This is a genomic window from Amphritea sp. GJ51-11 (genome assembly GCF_055808735.1).
The window spans coordinates 2,774,071-2,799,480 of the sequence record NZ_CM147881.1; the positions used below are offsets into that span (position 1 = coordinate 2,774,071).

The 25,410-nt window shown below is 54.3% G+C and carries 8 protein-coding genes; 1 reads left to right on the forward strand and 7 read right to left on the reverse strand.

Going from position 1 to position 25,410, the window contains the following annotated elements; genetic code table 11:
- Positions 1-119: 119 nt before the first annotated feature.
- The 5 genes from AC0L4K_RS12510 to recQ all read right to left on the reverse strand — a co-directional run bounded on the left by AC0L4K_RS12510 (position 120) and on the right by recQ (position 22,838).
- Complete coding sequence (locus AC0L4K_RS12510) at positions 120-18,638, reverse strand: Calx-beta domain-containing protein (protein WP_473266433.1); 18,519 nt, start codon at positions 18,636-18,638, stop codon at positions 120-122.
- The gene (locus AC0L4K_RS12515) at positions 18,562-18,939 is read right to left on the reverse strand and encodes a retention module-containing protein (RefSeq protein ID WP_473266434.1); all 378 of its coding nucleotides are present in this window, start codon (positions 18,937-18,939) and stop codon (positions 18,562-18,564) included. The genes AC0L4K_RS12510 and AC0L4K_RS12515 overlap by 77 nt, the downstream gene beginning before the upstream one ends.
- Before the next feature lie 472 nt (positions 18,940-19,411).
- Complete coding sequence (locus tag AC0L4K_RS12520) at positions 19,412-20,197, reverse strand: hypothetical protein (RefSeq protein ID WP_473266436.1); 786 nt, start codon at positions 20,195-20,197, stop codon at positions 19,412-19,414.
- 74 nt (positions 20,198-20,271) lie between these two features.
- Positions 20,272-20,634 carry a YqaA family protein gene (locus AC0L4K_RS12525; protein ID WP_473266438.1) on the reverse strand — a complete coding sequence of 121 codons (363 nt, stop codon included), beginning with the start codon at positions 20,632-20,634 and terminating at the stop codon, positions 20,272-20,274.
- A gap of 62 nt (positions 20,635-20,696) precedes the next feature.
- Positions 20,697-22,838 carry a DNA helicase RecQ gene (gene recQ, locus AC0L4K_RS12530; protein WP_473266439.1) on the reverse strand — a complete coding sequence of 714 codons (2,142 nt, stop codon included), beginning with the start codon at positions 22,836-22,838 and terminating at the stop codon, positions 20,697-20,699.
- Positions 22,839-22,966: 128 nt separating this feature from the next.
- On the opposite strand from recQ, the gene AC0L4K_RS12535 reads away from it, so the two are divergent.
- Positions 22,967-23,560 carry a YecA/YgfB family protein gene (locus tag AC0L4K_RS12535; RefSeq protein ID WP_473266441.1) on the forward strand — a complete coding sequence of 198 codons (594 nt, stop codon included), beginning with the start codon at positions 22,967-22,969 and terminating at the stop codon, positions 23,558-23,560.
- A gap of 126 nt (positions 23,561-23,686) precedes the next feature.
- Here the strand turns inward: AC0L4K_RS12535 and AC0L4K_RS12540 are convergent, their stop codons facing one another.
- Entirely contained in the window at positions 23,687-24,148 is a 462-nt protein-coding gene (locus AC0L4K_RS12540; RefSeq protein ID WP_417224032.1) for an outer membrane lipoprotein, read from the reverse strand.
- 131 nt (positions 24,149-24,279) lie between these two features.
- Positions 24,280-25,407 (reverse strand): phospholipase D-like domain-containing protein, encoded by a 1,128-nt coding sequence (locus AC0L4K_RS12545; protein ID WP_473266443.1) that lies wholly within the window; start codon positions 25,405-25,407, stop codon positions 24,280-24,282.
- Positions 25,408-25,410 lie beyond the last annotated feature (3 nt).

Consider the following 25,410-nt stretch of genomic DNA (forward strand, 5'->3'; position numbering starts at 1 on the left):
GCCCATTGGTTTGCAATTAGCAGATGAAGACATTCCCACCAAACAAAATACCAAACAGTTGTTCGATATTGATTGATAAACAAAAAAATGGGCAGCTCCCAAGAGCCACCCATTAACGGTCAAACGATCAGTTTAGATTGATCAATCAATTGCGTCAGAAGATCATTATTAGTCGCCGATGAATCCAAACTCAAATCACTTCTCAGGCTATCAAGACTCACATTATCGAGAACAATTTCCTGCACAACATCGCCAGCGGCGCTGTCTTTGACATTCAACACAGTGTCACCACTGTTTTCTGTCAAGCTCAGGTAGGATTCAATCACACCACCCGAAGTTGCTAGGCCCAAAGAGTCAAGCAGATCAGACAGGTCAAGCTTATCCTCAGCAACGCTAAAGTCTTGAATATGATCACTTGCAGGAGTTGTTGCACTGCCCTGATCACCACTGTTCCACTTGAATGTATCAGCACCAACACCGCCCATCAGCAGATCATCGCCCTCACCACCGATCAGAATATCATTGCCACCTAGGCCATCAATAATGTCATTGCCATCAGTGCCAAGTAAACGATCATCACCTGAAGTTGCCGTGGTTTGATACTTTTCTATCAACAGCGTAAGCGGCTGATCTAACGACTTATCACCATCATTATCCATAACACTAATAATGAAGTTTTCCGTCACATCAGCGTCATTATGGACAGTAGAGACATAGGTAAAGTTTCCGGTGGTAAAGTCCAGATCCATCTCACCTTCGGTCAAACTTATCGTTTTGATTGGGTTAGCAGCATCATAGCTATAAGTCACACCATCATAGGTGAGCTCTAAAATATGACCACCATCAGCACCAAACACCACACCAGAACTACCATCACTCGCAAACAGGGTTCCTTGAACAGGATCAACGGTGGCCAGCAGTACATCACTTAGGCTAATAACATCAGCAACAATCTCTGACGTCTTACCTGCGATAACTTGCACAGTATTGAGGTAAGCGGTACTTAAGCTCGAACCAATGCCCACTACTTCTAAATCGATCCCGTTACCATTGATAAAGGCATCCCAGCTAGTTAAATAGGCATCGTCAAGGTATCCCGTACCCACACCATCCTGGCTATTTGAACCAGTAACATCTGTCGAGTTCGACGTAGCGTCATTGTACTCTTTGGTTGGTGCGCCATCAGAAAGGAAGTATGCAACGGTATGATCAGCTACTGGAGCCCCGGCATATCCGGATTCAGTTACCGCCACCGCAGCTTCATAGTTAGTCCAGCTATCAGACATACCAGAAATAGCAACGCCATTTTCAAGTATATTATCATTGCCATTCATGGTTAGCAGGCTTAGGTATGTCAACGCTTGTGTCGACGTCATCCAGCCCAAATTAACACCCTGAGTACTAAATAACGTCAAGTTAACATTGGTTACTCCCTGCACCTCGTAGGCATTAATGGTATCAATTAGAGCCTGCTTCGCAATATCGAAACGAGTTGAACCATTGCCTGCATCTCGATTCATAGAGCCAGAAACATCAAGAGTCAGAACCATATTAGTAGAGACTGATTCAGGGACATTAACAGAGATGCCAATCGTATTATTACTCACTGCTGGTACATCATCATGGATAGTGATATCCAATGTTGAGGTATAGGTTGCTCCACCTAAGTCAGTCATTTCATAGATAAAGCTATCAACCGCTGTATCTGTCAATGTTGCCGACATCTCAGGTCCAGTGATCGTAAAGTTATCGATATAGGCGTCTTCATCACCCCGACTACTACTTGCCAACAGTTCAAAGTCAGCCTGGCCCTGATCATCCAGCGTGATATCAAAAGAGTAAGACTGAGAGCCTCCTGAATGGGAGTCATTCACGACTTCAGTACCATTAACTGTCACAACAAAATTATCATTGCCACCATCCCAATCACTCGTCGCTTCAAAATCGAAAGAAACTGTGACTGTTTGATTGGCATAGGCATTACCAAAATCAAACAGCTTAGTGGCTGTATCATTATTACCATCAATGAGTAGTCTATCGCCGCTTTCAACCGCGTTACTACCACCCCAACCATCGACAGAATTAGTGAATGTATCACTAGCCAAAGTAACAGTGGCGCCGGTTGCTGTGTATTGAACATGATCAATCGCATTATTGAGGGTATAAGTGTAATCCCCGGTAGCGCTATCAACCACGAGCGTATTACCTTCAGCCGTGGTAACGGTCACCAAATTGCCATTAACCACTGTGGTACCGCCAGCAATTGTCACATTACTGAGAGAGATGCCTGTCGGAATGGTATCGTCTGAGAGAATATTCCCGGTAGCAGTTTCACCCGTGCCGATACTGTTCGTACCACTCGCCATATCGGCTTCGAACACGTCATCGGCATTGGCATTCAGCGTAGGCACAGGCCGAGCTTCTCGGCTGACATCGAGGGTTACCGTACCAGAGCTAACATCGCCGTCAGCATCTTGAATGGTAAAACCAATCACTTCGTCATAATCAGTCACAAAACCTGCGTCGGTGACATATTCATATACGCCCGTGGACATATTGAGAGTCAGAACACCTTCTTGCGCCGTGTTAATCGTAATGGCGTTACCATTTACCACAGTACCATTAGCGGTATTAGTAATCCTGTTTGTATCAGCATCGTAACTATAGGTGACCGAGTCAATACTTACCGTACGTATATGCCCGTTACCATCAGCACCAAACCCACCGCTAGACAGTGAGCCAAATAGATTACCCTGCGTTGAAACAGGCACTGTCGCTAATAACTCATCAACCAATGAGGTACCCGCAAGAGTTGAGTCGATGGCATCACGTTCGACACCACTAGCACCATTGAAAGCAATCGGCTCAAGGGCTGTGATCGATGGCGCACCAAAACCAACCGCAAAGGAATCGATCTGATTAGCCGTGACAAAAGTTTCCCATTCAGTTTCTTCCGTCGCATCGATACCGGTCGTACCATCACCCGTCGTTGGCTGACCATCAGATAAGAAATATGAAATATTTTTGCCACCGCTAATATAACCATTGGTTTCTACGAATGCCGTTTGGGCTGCAGCTAATGCGGCATCATAGTTTGTACTACCGTTCATATCAGCATCGGTTAAGGCATTAACATAAGCTTTCGCATCCGCCACGCTAATCCAACCGCCGTCACCTGGCACGCTAGCACTGCTGCTGAAATTAACGATCTGAACCGCGGTATAACCGGTATTATCATAAGAATCCAGCATACTGATAACAGCAGCTTTCATTTCGATAAGATTATTGCCATCCATACTGCCGGAGAAATCCAATATCAGCATGACATTAGATAAAGCCAACGGTACTTCAAGGGAATTACTCAAATCTCCATTAACCGGGCTATCATCCTCAACGCTGACAGTTAGGATACTATCGTCACTGTTAACGCCATCTGAAATAGAGACGCCAAACTGAAGATCCATAATATCTTCAGTACTGTTGACGGGGTGATCAAGTGGTGCCAGTAAGTTCACGCTGTAATCAACACTATGTCCTGTTGTATCAGTCGTCACACTGCTCAGCGAAATAGTCATAACATCTACACCGGTCGATGTGCTACCCGTCAAGGTGCTACTAGCCGCATCCCAATCCCAGTTATCGACATCGGCACCACCACTCTTAAGCGCGGTTAATGGTCCTGTCAGTGAGATATCAAACACCGTACTATCAGTGTCACTAAAGCGTAACGTACCACTGTCAAATGTCGCATCTGTTGTATCTACTGGGTCGCCAGTATTATCGGCTAAGCCACCCGATAACCCTTCCTCCGATACAGAAACCGCAGCGGGTAGCGTTATTACAGGGGTTTCATCATTATCTTCAATGGTGGCCACCGCGCTGGCGCTGTAATCCTGCGCGTTACTGGTCAACGTGCCGTTCAGGCTGAAGGTCTCATCCACTTCGTCGAACAGGTCATCAATGGTATCGGTCCGTACCTGCAGGCTGCTATCGCCTTCGCTCAGGCTGATGGCGCCGTTCACATCGGTCCAGGTGGTGCCGCCGTCGGTGCTGTACTGGAAGTTACCCGCCGCTGGATCGCTGAAGTAATCCGCATCCATCGCCGTGCCGTCCGCCAGACTCAGGGTCAGGGTCGATCCGGCCGCCGCGCCGGTTACGTCAACGCCGAACACCGCATCATCACCTTCGGGGATGCTAATGCCGCTCTGCGTCATATCCGCAGGGTCGCCAAAGGTCAGCGTTGGGCTGTCATTATCTTCAATGGTGGCCACCGCGCTGGCGCTGTAATCCTGCGCGTTACTGGTCAACGTGCCGTTCAAGCTGAAGGTCTCATCCACTTCGTCGAACAGGTCATCAATGGTATCGGTCCGTACCTGCAGGCTGCTATCGCCTTCGCTCAGGCTGATCGCGCCGTTCACATCGGTCCAGGTGGTGCCGCCGTCGGTGCTGTACTGGAAGTTACCCGCCGCTGGATCGCTGAAGTAATCCGCATCCATGGCCGTGCCGTCCGCCAGACTCAGGGTCAGGGTCGATCCGGCCGCCGCGCCGGTTACGTCAACGCCGAACACCGCATCATCACCTTCGGGGATGCTAATGCCGCTCTGCGTCATATCCGCAGGGTCGCCAAAGGTCAGCGTTGGGCTGTCATTATCTTCAATGGTGGCCACCGCGCTGGCGCTGTAATCCTGCGCGTTACTGGTCAACGTGCCGTTCAGGCTGAAGGTCTCATCCACTTCGTCGAACAGGTCATCAATGGTATCGGTCCGTACCTGCAGGCTGCTATCGCCTTCGCTCAGGCTGATCGCGCCGTTCACATCGGTCCAGGTGGTGCCGCCGTCGGTGCTGTACTGGAAGTTACCCGCCGCTGGATCGCTGAAGTAATCCGCATCCATCGCCGTGCCGTCCGCCAGACTCAGGGTCAGGGTCGATCCGGCCGCCGCGCCGGTTACGTCAACGCCGAACACCGCATCATCACCTTCGGGGATGCTAATGCCGCTCTGCGTCATATCCGCAGGGTCGCCAAAGGTCAGCGTTGGGCTGTCATTATCTTCAATGGTGGCCACCGCGCTGGCGCTGTAATCCTGCGCGTTACTGGTCAACGTGCCGTTCAGGCTGAAGGTCTCATCCACTTCGTCGAACAGGTCATCAATGGTATCGGTCCGTACCTGCAGGCTGCTATCGCCTTCGCTCAGGCTGATGGGGCCGTTCACATCGGTCCAGGTGGTGCCGCCGTCGGTGCTGTACTGGAAGTTACCCGCCGCTGGATCGCTGAAGTAATCCGCATCCATCGCCGTGCCGTCCGCCAGACTCAGGGTCAGGGTCGATCCGGCCGCCGCGCCGGTTACGTCAACGCCGAACACCGCATCATCACCTTCGGGGATGCTAATGCCGCTCTGCGTCATATCCGCAGGGTCGCCAAAGGTCAGCGTTGGGCTGTCATTATCTTCAATGGTGGCCACCGCGCTGGCGCTGTAATCCTGCGCGTTACTGGTCAACGTGCCGTTCAGGCTGAAGGTCTCATCCACTTCGTCGAACAGGTCATCAATGGTATCGGTCCGTACCTGCAGGCTGCTATCGCCTTCGCTCAGGCTGATCGCGCCGTTCACATCGGTCCAGGTGGTGCCGCCGTCGGTGCTGTACTGGAAGTTACCCGCCGCTGGATCGCTGAAGTAATCCGCATCCATGGCCGTGCCGTCCGCCAGACTCAGGGTCAGGGTCGATCCGGCCGCCGCGCCGGTTACGTCAACGCCGAACACCGCATCATCACCTTCGGGGATGCTAATGCCGCTCTGCGTCATATCCGCAGGGTCGCCAAAGGTCAGCGTTGGGCTGTCATTATCTTCAATGGTGGCCACCGCGCTGGCGCTGTAATCCTGCGCGTTACTGGTCAACGTGCCGTTCAGGCTGAAGGTCTCATCCACTTCGTCGAACAGGTCATCAATGGTATCGGTCCGTACCTGCAGGCTGCTATCGCCTTCGCTCAGGCTGATGGCGCCGTTCACATCGGTCCAGGTGGTGCCGCCGTCGGTGCTGTACTGGAAGTTACCCGCCGCTGGATCGCTGAAGTAATCCGCATCCATGGCCGTGCCGTCCGCCAGACTCAGGGTCAGGGTCGATCCGGCTGCCGCGCCGGTTACGTCAACGCCGAACACCGCATCATCACCTTCGGGGATGCTAATGCCGCTCTGCGTCATATCCGCAGGGTCGCCAAAGGTCAGCGTTGGGCTGTCATTATCTTCAATGGTGGCCACCGCGCTGGCGCTGTAATCCTGCGCGTTACTGGTCAACGTGCCGTTCAAGCTGAAGGTCTCATCCACTTCGTCGAACAGGTCATCAATGGTATCGGTCCGTACCTGCAGGCTGCTATCGCCTTCGCTCAGGCTGATCGCGCCGTTCACATCGGTCCAGGTGGTGCCGCCGTCGGTGCTGTACTGGAAGTTACCCGCCGCTGGATCGCTGAAGTAATCCGCATCCATGGCCGTGCCGTCCGCCAGACTCAGGGTCAGGGTCGATCCGGCCGCCGCGCCGGTTACGTCAACGCCGAACACCGCATCATCACCTTCGGGGATGCTAATGCCGCTCTGCGTCATATCCGCAGGGTCGCCAAAGGTCAGCGTTGGGCTGTCATTATCTTCAATGGTGGCCACCGCGCTGGCGCTGTAATCCTGCGCGTTACTGGTCAACGTGCCGTTCAGGCTGAAGGTCTCATCCACTTCGTCGAACAGGTCATCAATGGTATCGGTCCGTACCTGCAGGCTGCTATCGCCTTCGCTCAGGCTGATGGCGCCGTTCACATCGGTCCAGGTGGTGCCGCCGTCGGTGCTGTACTGGAAGTTACCCGCCGCTGGATCGCTGAAGTAATCCGCATCCATCGCCGTGCCGTCCGCCAGACTCAGGGTCAGGGTCGATCCGGCCGCCGCGCCGGTTACGTCAACGCCGAACACCGCATCATCACCTTCGGGGATGCTAATGCCGCTCTGCGTCATATCCGCAGGGTCGCCAAAGGTCAGCGTTGGGCTGTCATTATCTTCAATGGTGGCCACCGCGCTGGCGCTGTAATCCTGCGCGTTACTGGTCAACGTGCCGTTCAGGCTGAAGGTCTCATCCACTTCGTCGAACAGGTCATCAATGGTATCGGTCCGTACCTGCAGGCTGCTATCGCCTTCGCTCAGGCTGATGGCGCCGTTCACATCGGTCCAGGTGGTGCCGCCGTCGGTGCTGTACTGGAAGTTACCCGCCGCTGGATCGCTGAAGTAATCCGCATCCATCGCCGTGCCGTCCGCCAGACTCAGGGTCAGGGTCGATCCGGCCGCCGCGCCGGTTACGTCAACGCCGAACACCGCATCATCACCTTCGGGGATGCTAATGCCGCTCTGCGTCATATCCGCAGGGTCGCCAAAGGTCAGCGTTGGGCTGTCATTATCTTCAATGGTGGCCACCGCGCTGGCGCTGTAATCCTGCGCGTTACTGGTCAACGTGCCGTTCAGGCTGAAGGTCTCATCCACTTCGTCGAACAGGTCATCAATGGTATCGGTCCGTACCTGCAGGCTGCTATCGCCTTCGCTCAGGCTGATCGCGCCGTTCACATCGGTCCAGGTGGTGCCGCCGTCGGTGCTGTACTGGAAGTTACCCGCCGCTGGATCGCTGAAGTAATCCGCATCCATGGCCGTGCCGTCCGCCAGACTCAGGGTCAGGGTCGATCCGGCCGCCGCGCCGGTTACGTCAACGCCGAACACCGCATCATCACCTTCGGGGATGCTAATGCCGCTCTGCGTCATATCCGCAGGGTCGCCAAAGGTCAGCGTTGGGCTGTCATTATCTTCAATGGTGGCCACCGCGCTGGCGCTGTAATCCTGCGCGTTACTGGTCAACGTGCCGTTCAGGCTGAAGGTCTCATCCACTTCGTCGAACAGGTCATCAATGGTATCGGTCCGTACCTGCAGGCTGCTATCGCCTTCGCTCAGGCTGATGGCGCCGTTCACATCGGTCCAGGTGGTGCCGCCGTCGGTGCTGTACTGGAAGTTACCCGCCGCTGGATCGCTGAAGTAATCCGCATCCATCGCCGTGCCGTCCGCCAGACTCAGGGTCAGGGTCGATCCGGCCGCCGCGCCGGTTACGTCAACGCCGAACACCGCATCATCACCTTCGGGGATGCTAATGCCGCTCTGCGTCATATCCGCAGGGTCGCCAAAGGTCAGCGTTGGGCTGTCATTATCTTCAATGGTGGCCACCGCGCTGGCGCTGTAATCCTGCGCGTTACTGGTCAACGTGCCGTTCAGGCTGAAGGTCTCATCCACTTCGTCGAACAGGTCATCAATGGTATCGGTCCGTACCTGCAGGCTGCTATCGCCTTCGCTCAGGCTGATCGCGCCGTTCACATCGGTCCAGGTGGTGCCGCCGTCGGTGCTGTACTGGAAGTTACCCGCCGCTGGATCGCTGAAGTAATCCGCATCCATCGCCGTGCCGTCCGCCAGACTCAGGGTCAGGGTCGATCCGGCCGCCGCGCCGGTTACGTCAACGCCGAACACCGCATCATCACCTTCGGGGATGCTAATGCCGCTCTGCGTCATATCCGCAGGGTCGCCAAAGGTCAGCGTTGGGCTGTCATTATCTTCAATGGTGGCCACCGCGCTGGCGCTGTAATCCTGCGCGTTACTGGTCAACGTGCCGTTCAGGCTGAAGGTCTCATCCACTTCGTCGAACAGGTCATCAATGGTATCGGTCCGTACCTGCAGGCTGCTATCGCCTTCGCTCAGGCTGATCGCGCCGTTCACATCGGTCCAGGTGGTGCCGCCGTCGGTGCTGTACTGGAAGTTACCCGCCGCTGGATCGCTGAAGTAATCCGCATCCATGGCCGTGCCGTCCGCCAGACTCAGGGTCAGGGTCGATCCGGCCGCCGCGCCGGTTACGTCAACGCCGAACACCGCATCATCACCTTCGGGGATGCTAATGCCGCTCTGCGTCATATCCGCAGGGTCGCCAAAGGTCAGCGTTGGGCTGTCATTATCTTCAATGGTGGCCACCGCGCTGGCGCTGTAATCCTGCGCGTTACTGGTCAACGTGCCGTTCAGGCTGAAGGTCTCATCCACTTCGTCGAACAGGTCATCAATGGTATCGGTCCGTACCTGCAGGCTGCTATCGCCTTCGCTCAGGCTGATCGCGCCGTTCACATCGGTCCAGGTGGTGCCGCCGTCGGTGCTGTACTGGAAGTTACCCGCCGCTGGATCGCTGAAGTAATCCGCATCCATCGCCGTGCCGTCCGCCAGACTCAGGGTCAGGGTCGATCCGGCCGCCGCGCCGGTTACGTCAACGCCGAACACCGCATCATCACCTTCGGGGATGCTAATGCCGCTCTGCGTCATATCCGCAGGGTCGCCAAAGGTCAGCGTTGGGCTGTCATTATCTTCAATGGTGGCCACCGCGCTGGCGCTGTAATCCTGCGCGTTACTGGTCAACGTGCCGTTCAGGCTGAAGGTCTCATCCACTTCGTCGAACAGGTCATCAATGGTATCGGTCCGTACCTGCAGGCTGCTATCGCCTTCGCTCAGGCTGATCGCGCCGTTCACATCGGTCCAGGTGGTGCCGCCGTCGGTGCTGTACTGGAAGTTACCCGCCGCTGGATCGCTGAAGTAATCCGCATCCATCGCCGTGCCGTCCGCCAGACTCAGGGTCAGGGTCGATCCGGCCGCCGCGCCGGTTACGTCAACGCCGAACACCGCATCATCACCTTCGGGGATGCTAATGCCGCTCTGCGTCATATCCGCAGGGTCGCCAAAGGTCAGCGTTGGGCTGTCATTATCTTCAATGGTGGCCACCGCGCTGGCGCTGTAATCCTGCGCGTTACTGGTCAACGTGCCGTTCAAGCTGAAGGTCTCATCCACTTCGTCGAACAGGTCATCAATGGTATCGGTCCGTACCTGCAGGCTGCTATCGCCTTCGCTCAGGCTGATCGCGCCGTTCACATCGGTCCAGGTGGTGCCGCCGTCGGTGCTGTACTGGAAGTTACCCGCCGCTGGATCGCTGAAGTAATCCGCATCCATGGCCGTGCCGTCCGCCAGACTCAGGGTCAGGGTCGATCCGGCCGCCGCGCCGGTTACGTCAACGCCGAACACCGCATCATCACCTTCGGGGATGCTAATGCCGCTCTGCGTCATATCCGCAGGGTCGCCAAAGGTCAGCGTTGGGCTGTCATTATCTTCAATGGTGGCCACCGCGCTGGCGCTGTAATCCTGCGCGTTACTGGTCAACGTGCCGTTCAGGCTGAAGGTCTCATCCACTTCGTCGAACAGGTCATCAATGGTATCGGTCCGTACCTGCAGGCTGCTATCGCCTTCGCTCAGGCTGATGGCGCCGTTCACATCGGTCCAGGTGGTGCCGCCGTCGGTGCTGTACTGGAAGTTACCCGCCGCTGGATCGCTGAAGTAATCCGCATCCATCGCCGTGCCGTCCGCCAGACTCAGGGTCAGGGTCGATCCGGCCGCCGCGCCGGTTACGTCAACGCCGAACACCGCATCATCACCTTCGGGGATGCTAATGCCGCTCTGCGTCATATCCGCAGGGTCGCCAAAGGTCAGCGTTGGGCTGTCATTATCTTCAATGGTGGCCACCGCGCTGGCGCTGTAATCCTGCGCGTTACTGGTCAACGTGCCGTTCAGGCTGAAGGTCTCATCCACTTCGTCGAACAGGTCATCAATGGTATCGGTCCGTACCTGCAGGCTGCTATCGCCTTCGCTCAGGCTGATCGCGCCGTTCACATCGGTCCAGGTGGTGCCGCCGTCGGTGCTGTACTGGAAGTTACCCGCCGCTGGATCGCTGAAGTAATCCGCATCCATCGCCGTGCCGTCCGCCAGACTCAGGGTCAGGGTCGATCCGGCCGCCGCGCCGGTTACGTCAACGCCGAACACCGCATCATCACCTTCGGGGATGCTAATGCCGCTCTGCGTCATATCCGCAGGGTCGCCAAAGGTCAGCGTTGGGCTGTCATTATCTTCAATGGTGGCCACCGCGCTGGCGCTGTAATCCTGCGCGTTACTGGTCAACGTGCCGTTCAGGCTGAAGGTCTCATCCACTTCGTCGAACAGGTCATCAATGGTATCGGTCCGTACCTGCAGGCTGCTATCGCCTTCGCTCAGGCTGATCGCGCCGTTCACATCGGTCCAGGTGGTGCCGCCGTCGGTGCTGTACTGGAAGTTACCCGCCGCTGGATCGCTGAAGTAATCCGCATCCATCGCCGTGCCGTCCGCCAGACTCAGGGTCAGGGTCGATCCGGCCGCCGCGCCGGTTACGTCAACGCCGAACACCGCATCATCACCTTCGGGGATGCTAATGCCGCTCTGCGTCATATCCGCAGGGTCGCCAAAGGTCAGCGTTGGGCTGTCATTATCTTCAATGGTGGCCACCGCGCTGGCGCTGTAATCCTGCGCGTTACTGGTCAACGTGCCGTTCAGGCTGAAGGTCTCATCCACTTCGTCGAACAGGTCATCAATGGTATCGGTCCGTACCTGCAGGCTGCTATCGCCTTCGCTCAGGCTGATCGCGCCGTTCACATCGGTCCAGGTGGTGCCGCCGTCGGTGCTGTACTGGAAGTTACCCGCCGCTGGATCGCTGAAGTAATCCGCATCCATCGCCGTGCCGTCCGCCAGACTCAGGGTCAGGGTCGATCCGGCCGCCGCGCCGGTTACGTCAACGCCGAACACCGCATCATCACCTTCGGGGATGCTAATGCCGCTCTGCGTCATATCCGCAGGGTCGCCAAAGGTCAGCGTTGGGCTGTCATTATCTTCAATGGTGGCCACCGCGCTGGCGCTGTAATCCTGCGCGTTACTGGTCAACGTGCCGTTCAAGCTGAAGGTCTCATCCACTTCGTCGAACAGGTCATCAATGGTATCGGTCCGTACCTGCAGGCTGCTATCGCCTTCGCTCAGGCTGATCGCGCCGTTCACATCGGTCCAGGTGGTGCCGCCGTCGGTGCTGTACTGGAAGTTACCCGCCGCTGGATCGCTGAAGTAATCCGCATCCATGGCCGTGCCGTCCGCCAGACTCAGGGTCAGGGTCGATCCGGCCGCCGCGCCGGTTACGTCAACGCCGAACACCGCATCATCACCTTCGGGGATGCTAATGCCGCTCTGCGTCATATCCGCAGGGTCGCCAAAGGTCAGCGTTGGGCTGTCATTATCTTCAATGGTGGCCACCGCGCTGGCGCTGTAATCCTGCGCGTTACTGGTCAACGTGCCGTTCAGGCTGAAGGTCTCATCCACTTCGTCGAACAGGTCATCAATGGTATCGGTCCGTACCTGCAGGCTGCTATCGCCTTCGCTCAGGCTGATGGCGCCGTTCACATCGGTCCAGGTGGTGCCGCCGTCGGTGCTGTACTGGAAGTTACCCGCCGCTGGATCGCTGAAGTAATCCGCATCCATCGCCGTGCCGTCCGCCAGACTCAGGGTCAGGGTCGATCCGGCCGCCGCGCCGGTTACGTCAACGCCGAACACCGCATCATCACCTTCGGGGATGCTAATGCCGCTCTGCGTCATATCCGCAGGGTCGCCAAAGGTCAGCGTTGGGCTGTCATTATCTTCAATGGTGGCCACCGCGCTGGCGCTGTAATCCTGCGCGTTACTGGTCAACGTGCCGTTCAGGCTGAAGGTCTCATCCACTTCGTCGAACAGGTCATCAATGGTATCGGTCCGTACCTGCAGGCTGCTATCGCCTTCGCTCAGGCTGATCGCGCCGTTCACATCGGTCCAGGTGGTGCCGCCGTCGGTGCTGTACTGGAAGTTACCCGCCGCTGGATCGCTGAAGTAATCCGCATCCATCGCCGTGCCGTCCGCCAGACTCAGGGTCAGGGTCGATCCGGCCGCCGCGCCGGTTACGTCAACGCCGAACACCGCATCATCACCTTCGGGGATGCTAATGCCGCTCTGCGTCATATCCGCAGGGTCGCCAAAGGTCAGCGTTGGGCTGTCATTATCTTCAATGGTGGCCACCGCGCTGGCGCTGTAATCCTGCGCGTTACTGGTCAACGTGCCGTTCAGGCTGAAGGTCTCATCCACTTCGTCGAACAGGTCATCAATGGTATCGGTCCGTACCTGCAGGCTGCTATCGCCTTCGCTCAGGCTGATGGGGCCGTTCACATCGGTCCAGGTGGTGCCGCCGTCGGTGCTGTACTGGAAGTTACCCGCCGCTGGATCGCTGAAGTAATCCGCATCCATGGCCGTGCCGTCCGCCAGACTCAGGGTCAGGGTCGATCCGGCTGCCGCGCCGGTTACGTCAACGCCGAACACCGCATCATCACCTTCGGGGATGCTAATGCCGCTCTGCGTCATATCCGCAGGGTCGCCAAAGGTCAGCGTTGGGCTGTCATTATCTTCAATGGTGGCCACCGCGCTGGCGCTGTAATCCTGCGCGTTACTGGTCAACGTGCCGTTCAGGCTGAAGGTCTCATCCACTTCGTCGAACAGGTCATCAATGGTATCGGTCCGTACCTGCAGGCTGCTATCGCCTTCGCTCAGGCTGATGGCGCCGTTCACATCGGTCCAGGTGGTGCCGCCGTCGGTGCTGTACTGGAAGTTACCCGCCGCTGGATCGCTGAAGTAATCCGCATCCATGGCCGTGCCGTCCGCCAGACTCAGGGTCAGGGTCGATCCGGCTGCCGCGCCGGTTACGTCAACGCCGAACACCGCATCATCACCTTCGGGGATGCTAATGCCGCTCTGCGTCATATCCGCAGGGTCGCCAAAGGTCAGCGTTGGGCTGTCATTATCTTCAATCGTGGCCACCGCGCTGGCGCTGTAATCCTGCGCGTTACTGGTCAACGTGCCGTTCAGGCTGAAGGTTTCATCCACTTCGTCGAACAGGTCATCAATGGTATCGGTCCGCACCTGCAGGCTGCTATCGCCTTCGCTCAGGCTGATCGCGCCGTTCACATCGGTCCAGGTGGTGCCGCCGTCGGTGCTGTACTGGAAGTTACCCGCCGCTGGATCGCTGAAGTAATCCGCATCCATGGCCGTGCCGTCCGCCAGACTCAGGGTCAGGGTCGATCCGGCTGCTGCGCCGGTTACGTCAACGCCGAACACCGCATCATCACCTTCGGGGATGCTAATGCCGCTCTGCGTCATATCCGCAGGGTCGCCAAAGGTCAGCGTTGGGCTGTCATTATCTTCAATGGTGGCCACCGCGCTGGCGCTGTAATCCTGCGCGTTACTGGTCAACGTGCCGTTCAGGCTGAAGGTCTCATCCACTTCGTCGAACAGGTCATCAATGGTATCGGTCCGCACCTGCAGGCTGCTATCGCCTTCGCTCAGGCTGATCGCGCCGTTCACATCGGTCCAGGTGGTGCCGCCGTCGGTGCTGTACTGGAAGTTACCCGCCGCTGGATCGCTGAAGTAATCCGCATCCATGGCCGTGCCGTCCGCCAGACTCAGGGTCAGGGTCGATCCGGCCGCCGCGCCGGTTACGTCAACGCCGAACACCGCATCATCACCTTCGGGGATGCTAATGCCGCTCTGCGTCATATCCGCAGGGTCGCCAAAGGTCAGCGTTGGGCTGTCATTATCTTCAATGGTGGCCACCGCGCTGGCGCTGTAATCCTGCGCGTTACTGGTCAACGTGCCGTTCAGGCTGAAGGTCTCATCCACTTCGTCGAACAGGTCATCAATGGTATCGGTCCGTACCTGCAGGCTGCTATCGCCTTCGCTCAGGCTGATGGGGCCGTTCACATCGGTCCAGGTGGTGCCGCCGTCGGTGCTGTACTGGAAGTTACCCGCCGCTGGATCGCTGAAGTAATCCGCATCCATGGCCGTGCCGTCCGCCAGACTCAGGGTCAGGGTCGATCCGGCTGCCGCGCCGGTTACGTCAACGCCGAACACCGCATCATCACCTTCGGGGATGCTAATGCCGCTCTGCGTCATATCCGCAGGGTCGCCAAAGGTCAGCGTTGGGCTGTCATTATCTTCAATGGTGGCCACCGCGCTGGCGCTGTAATCCTGCGCGTTACTGGTCAACGTGCCGTTCAGGCTGAAGGTCTCATCCACTTCGTCGAACAGGTCATCAATGGTATCGGTCCGTACCTGCAGGCTGCTATCGCCTTCGCTCAGGCTGATGGCGCCGTTCACATCGGTCCAGGTGGTGCCGCCGTCGGTGCTGTACTGGAAGTTACCCGCCGCTGGATCGCTGAAGTAATCCGCATCCATGGCCGTGCCGTCCGCCAGACTCAGGGTCAGGGTCGATCCGGCTGCCGCGCCGGTTACGTCAACGCCGAACACCGCATCATCACCTTCGGGGATGCTAATGCCGCTCTGCGTCATATCCGCAGGGTCGCCAAAGGTCAGCGTTGGGCTGTCATTATCTTCAATCGTGGCCACCGCGCTGGCGCTGTAATCCTGCGCGTTACTGGTCAACGTGCCGTTCAGGCTGAAGGTTTCATCCACTTCGTCGAACAGGTCATCAATGGTATCGGTCCGCACCTGCAGGCTGCTATCGCCTTCGCTCAGGCTGATCGCGCCGTTCACATCGGTCCAGGTGGTGCCGCCGTCGGTGCTGTACTGGAAGTTACCCGCCGCTGGATCGCTGAAGTAATCCGCATCCATGGCCGTGCCGTCCGCCAGACTCAGGGTCAGGGTCGATCCGGCTGCTGCGCCGGTTACGTCAACGCCGAACACCGCATCATCACCTTCGGGGATGCTAATGCCGCTCTGCGTCATATCCGCAGGGTCGCCAAAGGTCAGCGTTGGGCTGTCATTATCTTCAATGGTGGCCACCGCGCTGGCGCTGTAATCCTGCGCGTTACTGGTCAACGTGCCGTTCAGGCTGAAGGTCTCATCCACTTCGTCGAACAGGTCATCAATGGTATCGGTCCGCACCTGCAGGCTGCTATCGCCTTCGCTCAGGCTGATCGCGCCGTTCACATCGGTCCAGGTGGTGCCGCCGTCGGTGCTGTACTGGAAGTTACCCGCCGCTGGATCGCTGAAGTAATCCGCATCCATGGCCGTGCCGTCCGCCAGACTCAGGGTCAGGGTCGATCCGGCTGCTGCGCCGGTTACGTCAACGCCGAAGACGGCATCATCACCTTCTTGTACAGCAATACCATTTTGTGTCATGTCGGCAGGATCACCGAAGGTCACTACTGGCTCATCATTATCAACGATAGTCGCTTCAGAACTGGCATCATAATCCTGACCTTCGCTTGTCAGGGTACCATTCAGACGGAAAGTTTCATCTGCTTCGTCGAGCAGATCATCAATGGTATCGGTCCGTACTTGCAGGCTGCTATCGCCTTCGCTCAGGCTGATCGCGCCGCTCACATCGGTCCAGGTGGTGCCGCCGTCGGTGCTGTACTGGAAGTTACCTGCCGCTGGATCGCTGAAGTAATCCGCATCCATGGCCGTGCCGTCCGCCAGACTCAGGGTCAGGATCGATCCGGCCGCCGCGCCGGTCACGTCAACGCCGAAGACGGCATCATCACCTTCTTGTACAGCAATACCATTTTGTGTCATGTCGGCAGGATCACCGAAGGTCACTACTGGCTCATCATTATCAACGATAGTCGCTTCAGAACTGGCATCATAATCCTGACCTTCGCTTGTCAGGGTACCATTCAGACGGAAAGTTTCATCTGCTTCGTCGAGCAGATCATCAATGGTATCGGTCCGTACTTGCAGGCTGCTATCGCCTTCGCTCAGGCTGATCGCGCCGCTCACATCGGTCCAGGTGGTGCCGCCGTCGGTGCTGTACTGGAAGTTACCTGCCGCTGGATCGCTGAAGTAATCCGCATCCATGGCCGTGCCGTCCGCCAGACTCAGGGTCAGGATCGATCCGGCCGCCGCGCCAGTCACGTCAACGCCGAAGATGGCATCATCACCTTCTTGTACAGCAATACCATTTTGCGTCATGTCGGCAGGATCACCGAAGGTCACCACGGGCTCATCATTATCAACGATAGTCGCTTCAGAACTGGCGCTATAATCCGTTCCTAAACTGGTCAACGTACCGTTCAGGCTGAAGGTCTCATCCGCTTCGTCGAGCAGATCATCAATGGTATCGGTCCGCACCTGCAGGCTGCTATCGCCTTCGCTCAGGCTGATCGCGCCGCTTACATCGGTCCAGGTGGTGCCGCCGTCGGTGCTGTACTGGAAGTTACCCGCCGCTGGGCTGCTGAAGTAATCCGCATCCAAGGCCGTGCCGTCCGCCAGACTCAGGGTCAGGGTCGAACCGGCTCCGGCGTGAGTCACCTCTACACCAAACACCGCGTCATCACCTTCTGAGACATTGATCCCGCCCTGCGTCATGTCGGCAGGATCGCCTAAAGTGACAGTAGGAACATCACCATCGACAATGGTAGCGACGGCTGTATCACTGTAATCAACCCCAACACTCGTTAGCGTGCCGTTCAGGGTAAAGGTTTCATCTAGCTCATCAATGAAATCGATAATGGTATCAGTACGCACTAGCAGGTCAGTATCACCTTCTGGCACATTAATAGCACCGCTAATATCAGTCCAAGTTGCACCATCATCGGTACTGTACTGAAAGTAACCTGTCGCTGGTGCACCAACAGCAAAACTACTAACTGAATTAGACGTCAGCGAATGACTATTAAAGTAATCGGCATCTAACGCTGTACCATCAGCAAGACTCAGAACTAAAGTCGAACCGGCAGCAGCATCGGTCACTTTCACCCCGAATACTGCATCCTGACCTTCTGGTACGATAATACCACTCTGAGACTCATCAGCAGGATTAACAAAGCTAAAAGTCGGCGCGTCGTTATCTTCAATAGTACCGACAGCTGTAGCGTCACCAATAGCGCTACCGGGTGAATTATCACTTAACGTTACAGTGAAGGTTTCATCCGCTTCGTCTATTAAGTCACCCGTGGTTTGCACCGTGAAAGTTTTGCTCATTTCACCTGGGGCAAAGATCAACGTACCACTATTAGCGGTAAAATCATTCGTGTCAGTATTATCGTTAGACTCAATACTGGTAGTAAATTTAACCGTCTGATCTTCAGCCGCATCACCCGTACGAGTAACAGTGAAAGTCATCAAATCACCTTCACTAACGCTCGCATCGGACACACTAAAACTCGTTGTATCATCGTCTGGGTTTGGCCCTGGACCGGTGCCATCATCGACAATAGTACCAACTGCTGTACCATCAACAATCTCGCCATCATTACTGGCATTACTCAGGTTAACGCTGAAGCTTTCTGGCCCTTCAAAAACATCATCCTGAGTAGTCTGTACGGTAAAAGTTTTACTCACTTCGCCGGCAGCAAAAATCAAAGTACCACTCGCGGCCGTAAAATCTTCAGTTTCAGTATTATCAGTAGCTTCAATGCTGGTAGCATAATCAATTGTCGCAGCCCCCGTACCACCAGTACGAGTAACGGTGAAGGTCATCATGCCACCTTCACTAACTTCGACATCAGCAACGCTGTAAAGCGAAGGAGGGATAAAGATGTCAGCTTCGTGATCGACATAAGGGTCACGCTGCCAATTCTCTGGATCCGTATCATATCCTGCGCGCGCTAAAACCTCTTCAGCGGTACGGTCGACTGCCTGAAATTCAGAGAAGCCGGACGATGTTGGGGGTATTACCGGCAGCTGTTTCTTCCAGTATTTGAGTTGGATCCTGGCCCGCAAGAATTGCAGCCTGAATATCAGCAACGTCAAGCGCTTCTGCGCTGACAGAATGGAAAACGAGTGTAATTTCGCCGGTATTCGGGTCTACCTCAAGAATAGCGGTCGTATCTTCAGGTACCGTTTCGGGTTGCGCTTTACCCAGATCAAGTGTTGCTTCACTGTTCGCTCGAACAATCAGCATATCGCCTGGGCTAACCTGTTCACCAGGCTGTAAAGCATGCTCAGCGCCTTTGGTATCAACTACAACCACTTCGCCTGATACATTAACCACTGTTCCTTTGGTCGTTTCTACATTTTCCATAACTTCCCCCAGAAGATATTTTGCTGATTCAGAGTATTCAATAAGACTCTTGCATCAAAATATGATGTTTTCGTTGCATTCAAGTGACATCAAAAGCATGGCTTTCGAGGATATACAGGCGCAAGCATCAATTTGTTTAAATTTAGTCGATAGTAACATAGGAAAATCAGCTGAAATAGCGGTAAGTAAGGGTTTAGTACTCATTCCGGTTAAACCATGAAAGTGTCAAACTTGTTTAAATTCGCCACTTTGAAATAACCACAAAGGCCCCAATCAACCGCCAGCTGTGCTTGTTAAGCATTTTTACATATTGATTATCAACGTTTTTATCGTGCTAGAATAACCACATACAGTCGTTATAGTCTAGCTTTAATATGCTCACCCAGCGAATAACCATTATCTCATTATGGGTATTTCTCTCATTTGCTCAGTTGCCGCGTATCAAATCCGTCAATTTCTATTGCGAAAATTGTTAAAAGGAAGCCCAACCAATTTCATTGGCTGTTTTAGGCCCAACAACAACACTCTCTAAGCTCTGCGGCATCAATAGCCAACCCGGAGAAACCTTTATACGACCCGCCATCACTTCCGCCCGCGTTTGTGGCAAAAGTGGTTCCTGCTGCGGATCGGCATAGCCATCAGGGTAAAGCGGCTCGTTTGTGTCAAGATTATATTTATCCGATGCACCAAAGGTATGCATCAACTCATGCGTTATCACAAAATTATTGGTACCCATATAATCGACACCGGCAAAACCATTCACCAACCCAATCATACCTTTCTGCAACCCTAAGGAATGAGATAACTGTTGGTTTTTCTGTGGTGAAAAATAGCGCAGATAGATTCTGACATCAGGCTCAGGCCCAACCCAATTATCATTTCGCCATGACCACCAGCGCATATGAAGACTCCAGATTATGCGATCCAACATATCAGCCCCAATCTCGATTTGAGGCGGCTGCGTCGTCAGTACGGGGGCTAGGTAAAACTCAGCAAGCGATTGCTGGGCAAGATGATAACGCAACGCCTCTCGCTGTAAGAAAGTACTGATCTCGGCAAAATGATCCGCGCGCAGCGCATCGATATAGGCTTGAGTATCAGCCCGGCCATCAGCATTAATCGGATACAAGACAACCCAGACTGGCCGCTCCCAAGCCTGTATCCGCATGTCTGTTAACCAGCCATTCATTGCAACAACAAACAGCACAATCAGTAGCAGGATAATCCGTAATAAACGAAAGCGAGACGATTTCAGCATAGTGCCTCCACTCTTAATGCTGACATTTACCCCTATACACACGCTTAGCACACTCGGGGCACTGGCCAATCATATTAGTGAATAGCTAAAACGATTAATAGGTAGCGTAGCGTTTTACCCATGATAATCAGCAGCACCGATAGCCACAGACGACAACGAAGCCAACCGGCTACGAGACAGAGAGGATCACCAATGAGAGGTAACCATGAAAATAATAAGGTGATGACACCAAACCGCTTGATGACAACCCATGCTCGCTGCTGGTTTCTTTTGTGCGGCTCAGGCACCGACCAGCGCCGACTGATCCACCGCCCCATCAAGTAAGTCAGGATGCCACCTAAGCTATTTCCTAAGCTGGCCACCAGCAGCAACAGAATAGGCTGTGCATCTGGCTGAGTCAAAAGATAACCCAGCAACACTTCTGAGCCGCCGGGCATTAAGGTTGAAGCAATAAAACTACTAAAGAACAAACCCCATAACGCGGGATCGATAAGGCCTATTAACGATTCGATTCAAGACGCTCCATATCGGCCCGAATACAGCGCAGCACACCAAACTCATAAAGTCCGTCTAACGCCTCATGGACAGGCTTCAGAGATACACCATAAGAGGCCATACATTCACACATCACATTTTGCACTTGCTGTAACTGTTCTGCCGTTAGCACTACCACATCCGTCAGCCCCAACTCCCCAGAACCAATCCCCTCTGCCAAGTGGTTATAGATCACATTTTCAGACAGGTGCTGCTGCCTCGAAACTTGCGCAACCGTCATGCCGGAGCGATACAGGGCAACAGATTGCTGCACCTGCAGATCTTTATTTTGCGGCTGCTGCTGTTCGGTCTGGTATTCACGAATGAGTTCTAAAAACTGTTCGCCGTACAGCTCAAGCTTTCGCTCACCAATACCGTTCAACCGCCCCATCTGCTGATGCGTCAATGGGCGATACATCACCATTTCCATGAGGGTTGCATCATGAAAGATTACATAAGGCGGCACATCCTGCTCTTTCGACAACGCCATACGCAGCGTTTTAAGCGCATTCCACAGACCATAATCTTCAACATCGAGCTTTTGTTGGGGGTCATTACGTTTACTGAACGACTCCTGCTTGCGCTTATCTTGACGCATCTCAATCTGCAATTGTCCCTTCAGCAAGGGCCGACAACTATCGGTCAAATAGAGTACGCCATGACTATTCGCCGCCACACTGAGATAGCCCCGCGCCACTAACTGACGAAACACCGAACGCCACTGATTACGATCCAGCTCTTTACCAATACCAAAGGTGCTTAACTCATGATGTTTAAGCTCCGTCACTCGATCGCTGCTTTTACCCAGCAGCACCTCGATCACGTGGTTAACGCCAAAGCGCTGACCACAGCGATATACGGCCGATAACGCTTTACGGGCCGACTCAGTAGCATCCCAAACAGGCACTGGCTCCAAACAGGTATCACAATTACCACAGGGCTCCGGCAGCGGCTCACCAAAGTAAGTCAATAACGTCTGTCGCCGACAACTAGTAATTTCGCACAACCCTAGCATCGCTTCGAGTTTTTGCCGTTCAATGCTTTTATGTAGCTCATCGGCCTGCGAGCTTTCGAGCATCTGCCGCAAGAAAATTACATCTTGTAAACCATAGACCATCCACGCATCAGCTGGCAGGCCATCACGCCCCGCCCGCCCGGTCTCTTGATAATAGGCTTCAACACTTTTTGGTAGATCGAGATGGGCGACGAAGCGCACATTTGGTTTATCAATTCCCATCCCAAAGGCCACCGTCGCCACCATTAAAATATTTTCTTCAGTTAGAAAACGGTGCTGATTATGTCGGCGTAGCTCAGCATGCAAGCCTGCATGATAAGGCAAAGCATTAAACCCTTGTTCCTGCAGCCACTGGGCAGTGTCTTCGACTTTTTTACGCGATAGACAATACACAATACCGGAGTCGGTGGCATGTTCCGCTTTCAGAAACTTCAGCAACTGCTCTTTAGCACGGTGCTTTTGGCCGATACGATAACGAATATTAGGCCGATCGAACCCTTGAATAAATTTTCGTGCATTCTGTAGCCCAAGCCGTTCACAAATCTCATCTCGAGTGCGCTCATCGGCGGTCGCGGTCAAAGCAATGCGAGGCACACCGGGAAAACACTCTTGCAAGTAACTGAGCTGTAAATATTCTGGTCGGAAATCATGCCCCCACTGAGAAACGCAGTGGGCTTCATCGATCGCAAACAGCGCTAACTTGCACTCTGATAGCATTTTCAAGGTGCGAGGTTGCAGCAAACGCTCTGGCGCAACATAGAGCAGATCCAGCGTGCCGCTGCGCAGCTGGTGCTCCACCTCCTGCGCCATACTGTAATCCATGGATGAGTTCAGATAGCCCGCACTAATGCCCCATTGAGACAGTGCCTGCACCTGATCTTGCATCAACGCAATCAGCGGTGATACGACGATGGCAACCCCAGGGCGAATCAGTGCCGGCAGTTGATAACAGAGCGATTTTCCGCCCCCAGTTGGCATTACCACCAGAGCATCACCATCGCCAAGCAAGGTCTCAATCACGTCTTGCTGCGGATGCCTAAACTGGTCATAACCAAAGATTTGTTTTAAGAGTTGTTGCGCCTTTTCTATCATGCCCGGCATTATCCGGTATGAATTGCAGACTGTCATCCAGATTTATAAGATTCGGGCAGATTAACACTACGATCAAAGCCCTTTCACTGATAGAATCGGCTCACACTTTATTAGCCGGACCCGAACCTATGCAAAATGCGATGCTGAATACACCACTCACCGATGAGGAACTGGATGAGCTTGAAGCGTTTTTGTTCTCAGAAACTGTGTCTGAGGATGCTTTGGATCTGATAGGGACTCATGGCTATTTCTGTGCGCTGAACATCAGCCCAGTTAAAATCACTGAGAAACAATGGCTACAGGAGCTGTTTGACGGCACCCCTGAATACCTTTCAGAGACAGAAAAATCCCGGATTGAAGGCCTGCTCCGTCGACTCTATTTTAGTATCGGCAGCGATCTGTATAACGACCAAGACATGCTGCTACCTTGCGATCTGACCCTGGAGACAGAAGATGACGAAGAACAAAGCGCCCTAACCACTTGGTCCCAAGCCTTTATGGAAGGCGTCTTCCTAAAAGAAGATGAGTGGTTTAACCATCAGGCAGAAGAGGAAGTCGCTGAACTGATGCTACCGATCATGATCGCCTCTGAACTGTTTGATGATGAAGAGTTCGTTAAAATGCGCGCCGACACACCCTTATGCGACGAGATGTGCCGTACTATCCCAGACCTGCTGGTAGATCTGTATTTGCTGTTCCACGCACCTGCTGACAAAAAATAACTTCCGCCATTAATAATTTCGATCAAAAAAAGCCCGCTGTACATAGCGGGCTTTTTTACATCTCAACAATACCGCCAGCTAGTCATATCGACACAAGGATAGCATTAGCAGGCAGCCAAGCCTTGGTTAACGAACAATTCGGGCGGTTGAACCTTGACGTAACACACGCACCCGCTCGCCGGGCTGAAAGAAGCCATCGCCATCGACTTCCTGAACAACTGAAATAGTCCGACCACTTTCAAGTGTTACTGTCACTTCCTGCCCCTGCTTGCGGGTAGAGCTTTCTTCGACCTTCTGGCCAACAATACCACCAGCAATGGCGCCTACAACCGTGGCAATACTGCTACCTTTACCACCACCGACCGTGCTACCGGCAATACCACCTACGATAGCGCCAGCACCAGCACCTAATGGACTATCTGAACGACCCTCGATAACAACCGGTTTAACCGCATCAACCCAAGCGTATTCAACATTCTGCACCTTACGTGCTTCACTCCGAGAATAGGTATCGCCGCTCAATGAGGAAGCACACCCTTGAAGCATCAGCATTACCGCGGTAAATACAATAATGGTTACTCTGTTCATATCATCAATCCTAAACTTACTTTGAAATATAAAAGCGGGTTGCTTATTAGCGTCTCTCACCACTCCCTGCACTATAGCCCGAAAGTAATATGAAAACCCCAAGGCTATATAAAAAGATAGCAGCTATCAGCTTAACGTATCTTTAACAACAACTGACATAACATCGACCAGCACACCTCTTTGAGTTTCTGATACCAAGGACGCTGTGACCACTGCTCATAACAAACCTCACGGCTTCGCTGCATATCACTGAGCAACAGCTGTTCGACCGTGGCGGTTAACGTCGGTTCCACAACTTCTAAATTCGCTTCAAGATTCCAACGCAGGTTCCAATGATCCAAGTTACAAGAACCGACGGACACCCACTGATCACACAACCCTAACTTGGCATGCAAAAACGTCGTTTGATATTCGAAGATTCTCACTCCGGCTTGCAATAAACGCCGATAATAGCGCTTTGACGCATGGTAAACCCAAGGATGATCGGTATCGGGGCCCGCAACAACCAAGCGGACATCTACCCCTCTCAGGGCGGCTTGCCGCAGACTTCGACGCACTGAAAAAGCCGGAATGAAATACGCGGTTTCCAACCAGACCCGTTCGCTTGCCTGATTCATATGATGCACAAAACTACGTTTAATCTGCTGTATTTTCAGCCCTTCCACTTCGGTCACCCGCGCCAAAGCATCGCCTTGGCGCAACATATCTGGAGGGCTAATCGCCGGCATAACACCGCCACTTTTAAGCCATTGACGAGAAAAGAGTTGCACCATATCCGCCACCACCGCGCCCTCAACCTGCAGCATCACTTCGTGCCAAGCAAGTGCCCCATGTAGCGGTGTGGTACGAAGGTATTCATCACTGATACCAGTACCGCCGATAAAGCCGATACGCTGATCAACAATCATCAGTTTCCGATGATCTCGCGCTAGGTTACTGTCTAGCTTGTTGAACAGACTAATGGGGTTATAACGCAGCACCTGCACCCCGTCCCGCTGAAGCTTTTCGCTATCCTGCTGCTTAAAGTGGCGACCACCAAAGTCATCAATCAACCAGCAGACACTCACCCCTCGCCGGGCGGCATTGATCAAAGCGGCAATAAATTGATCAGCCACTTCACCTGAGCTGACCATATAAAATTCCAGTAGCAGCGTCGTTTGGGCCTCGTTGATAACCTGTAACATACGCGGGAAAAACCGCTCACCTTCAACCAGCAGTTCAACCCGATTGCCTCCAGACCAACGATATCGACCTCGCATACG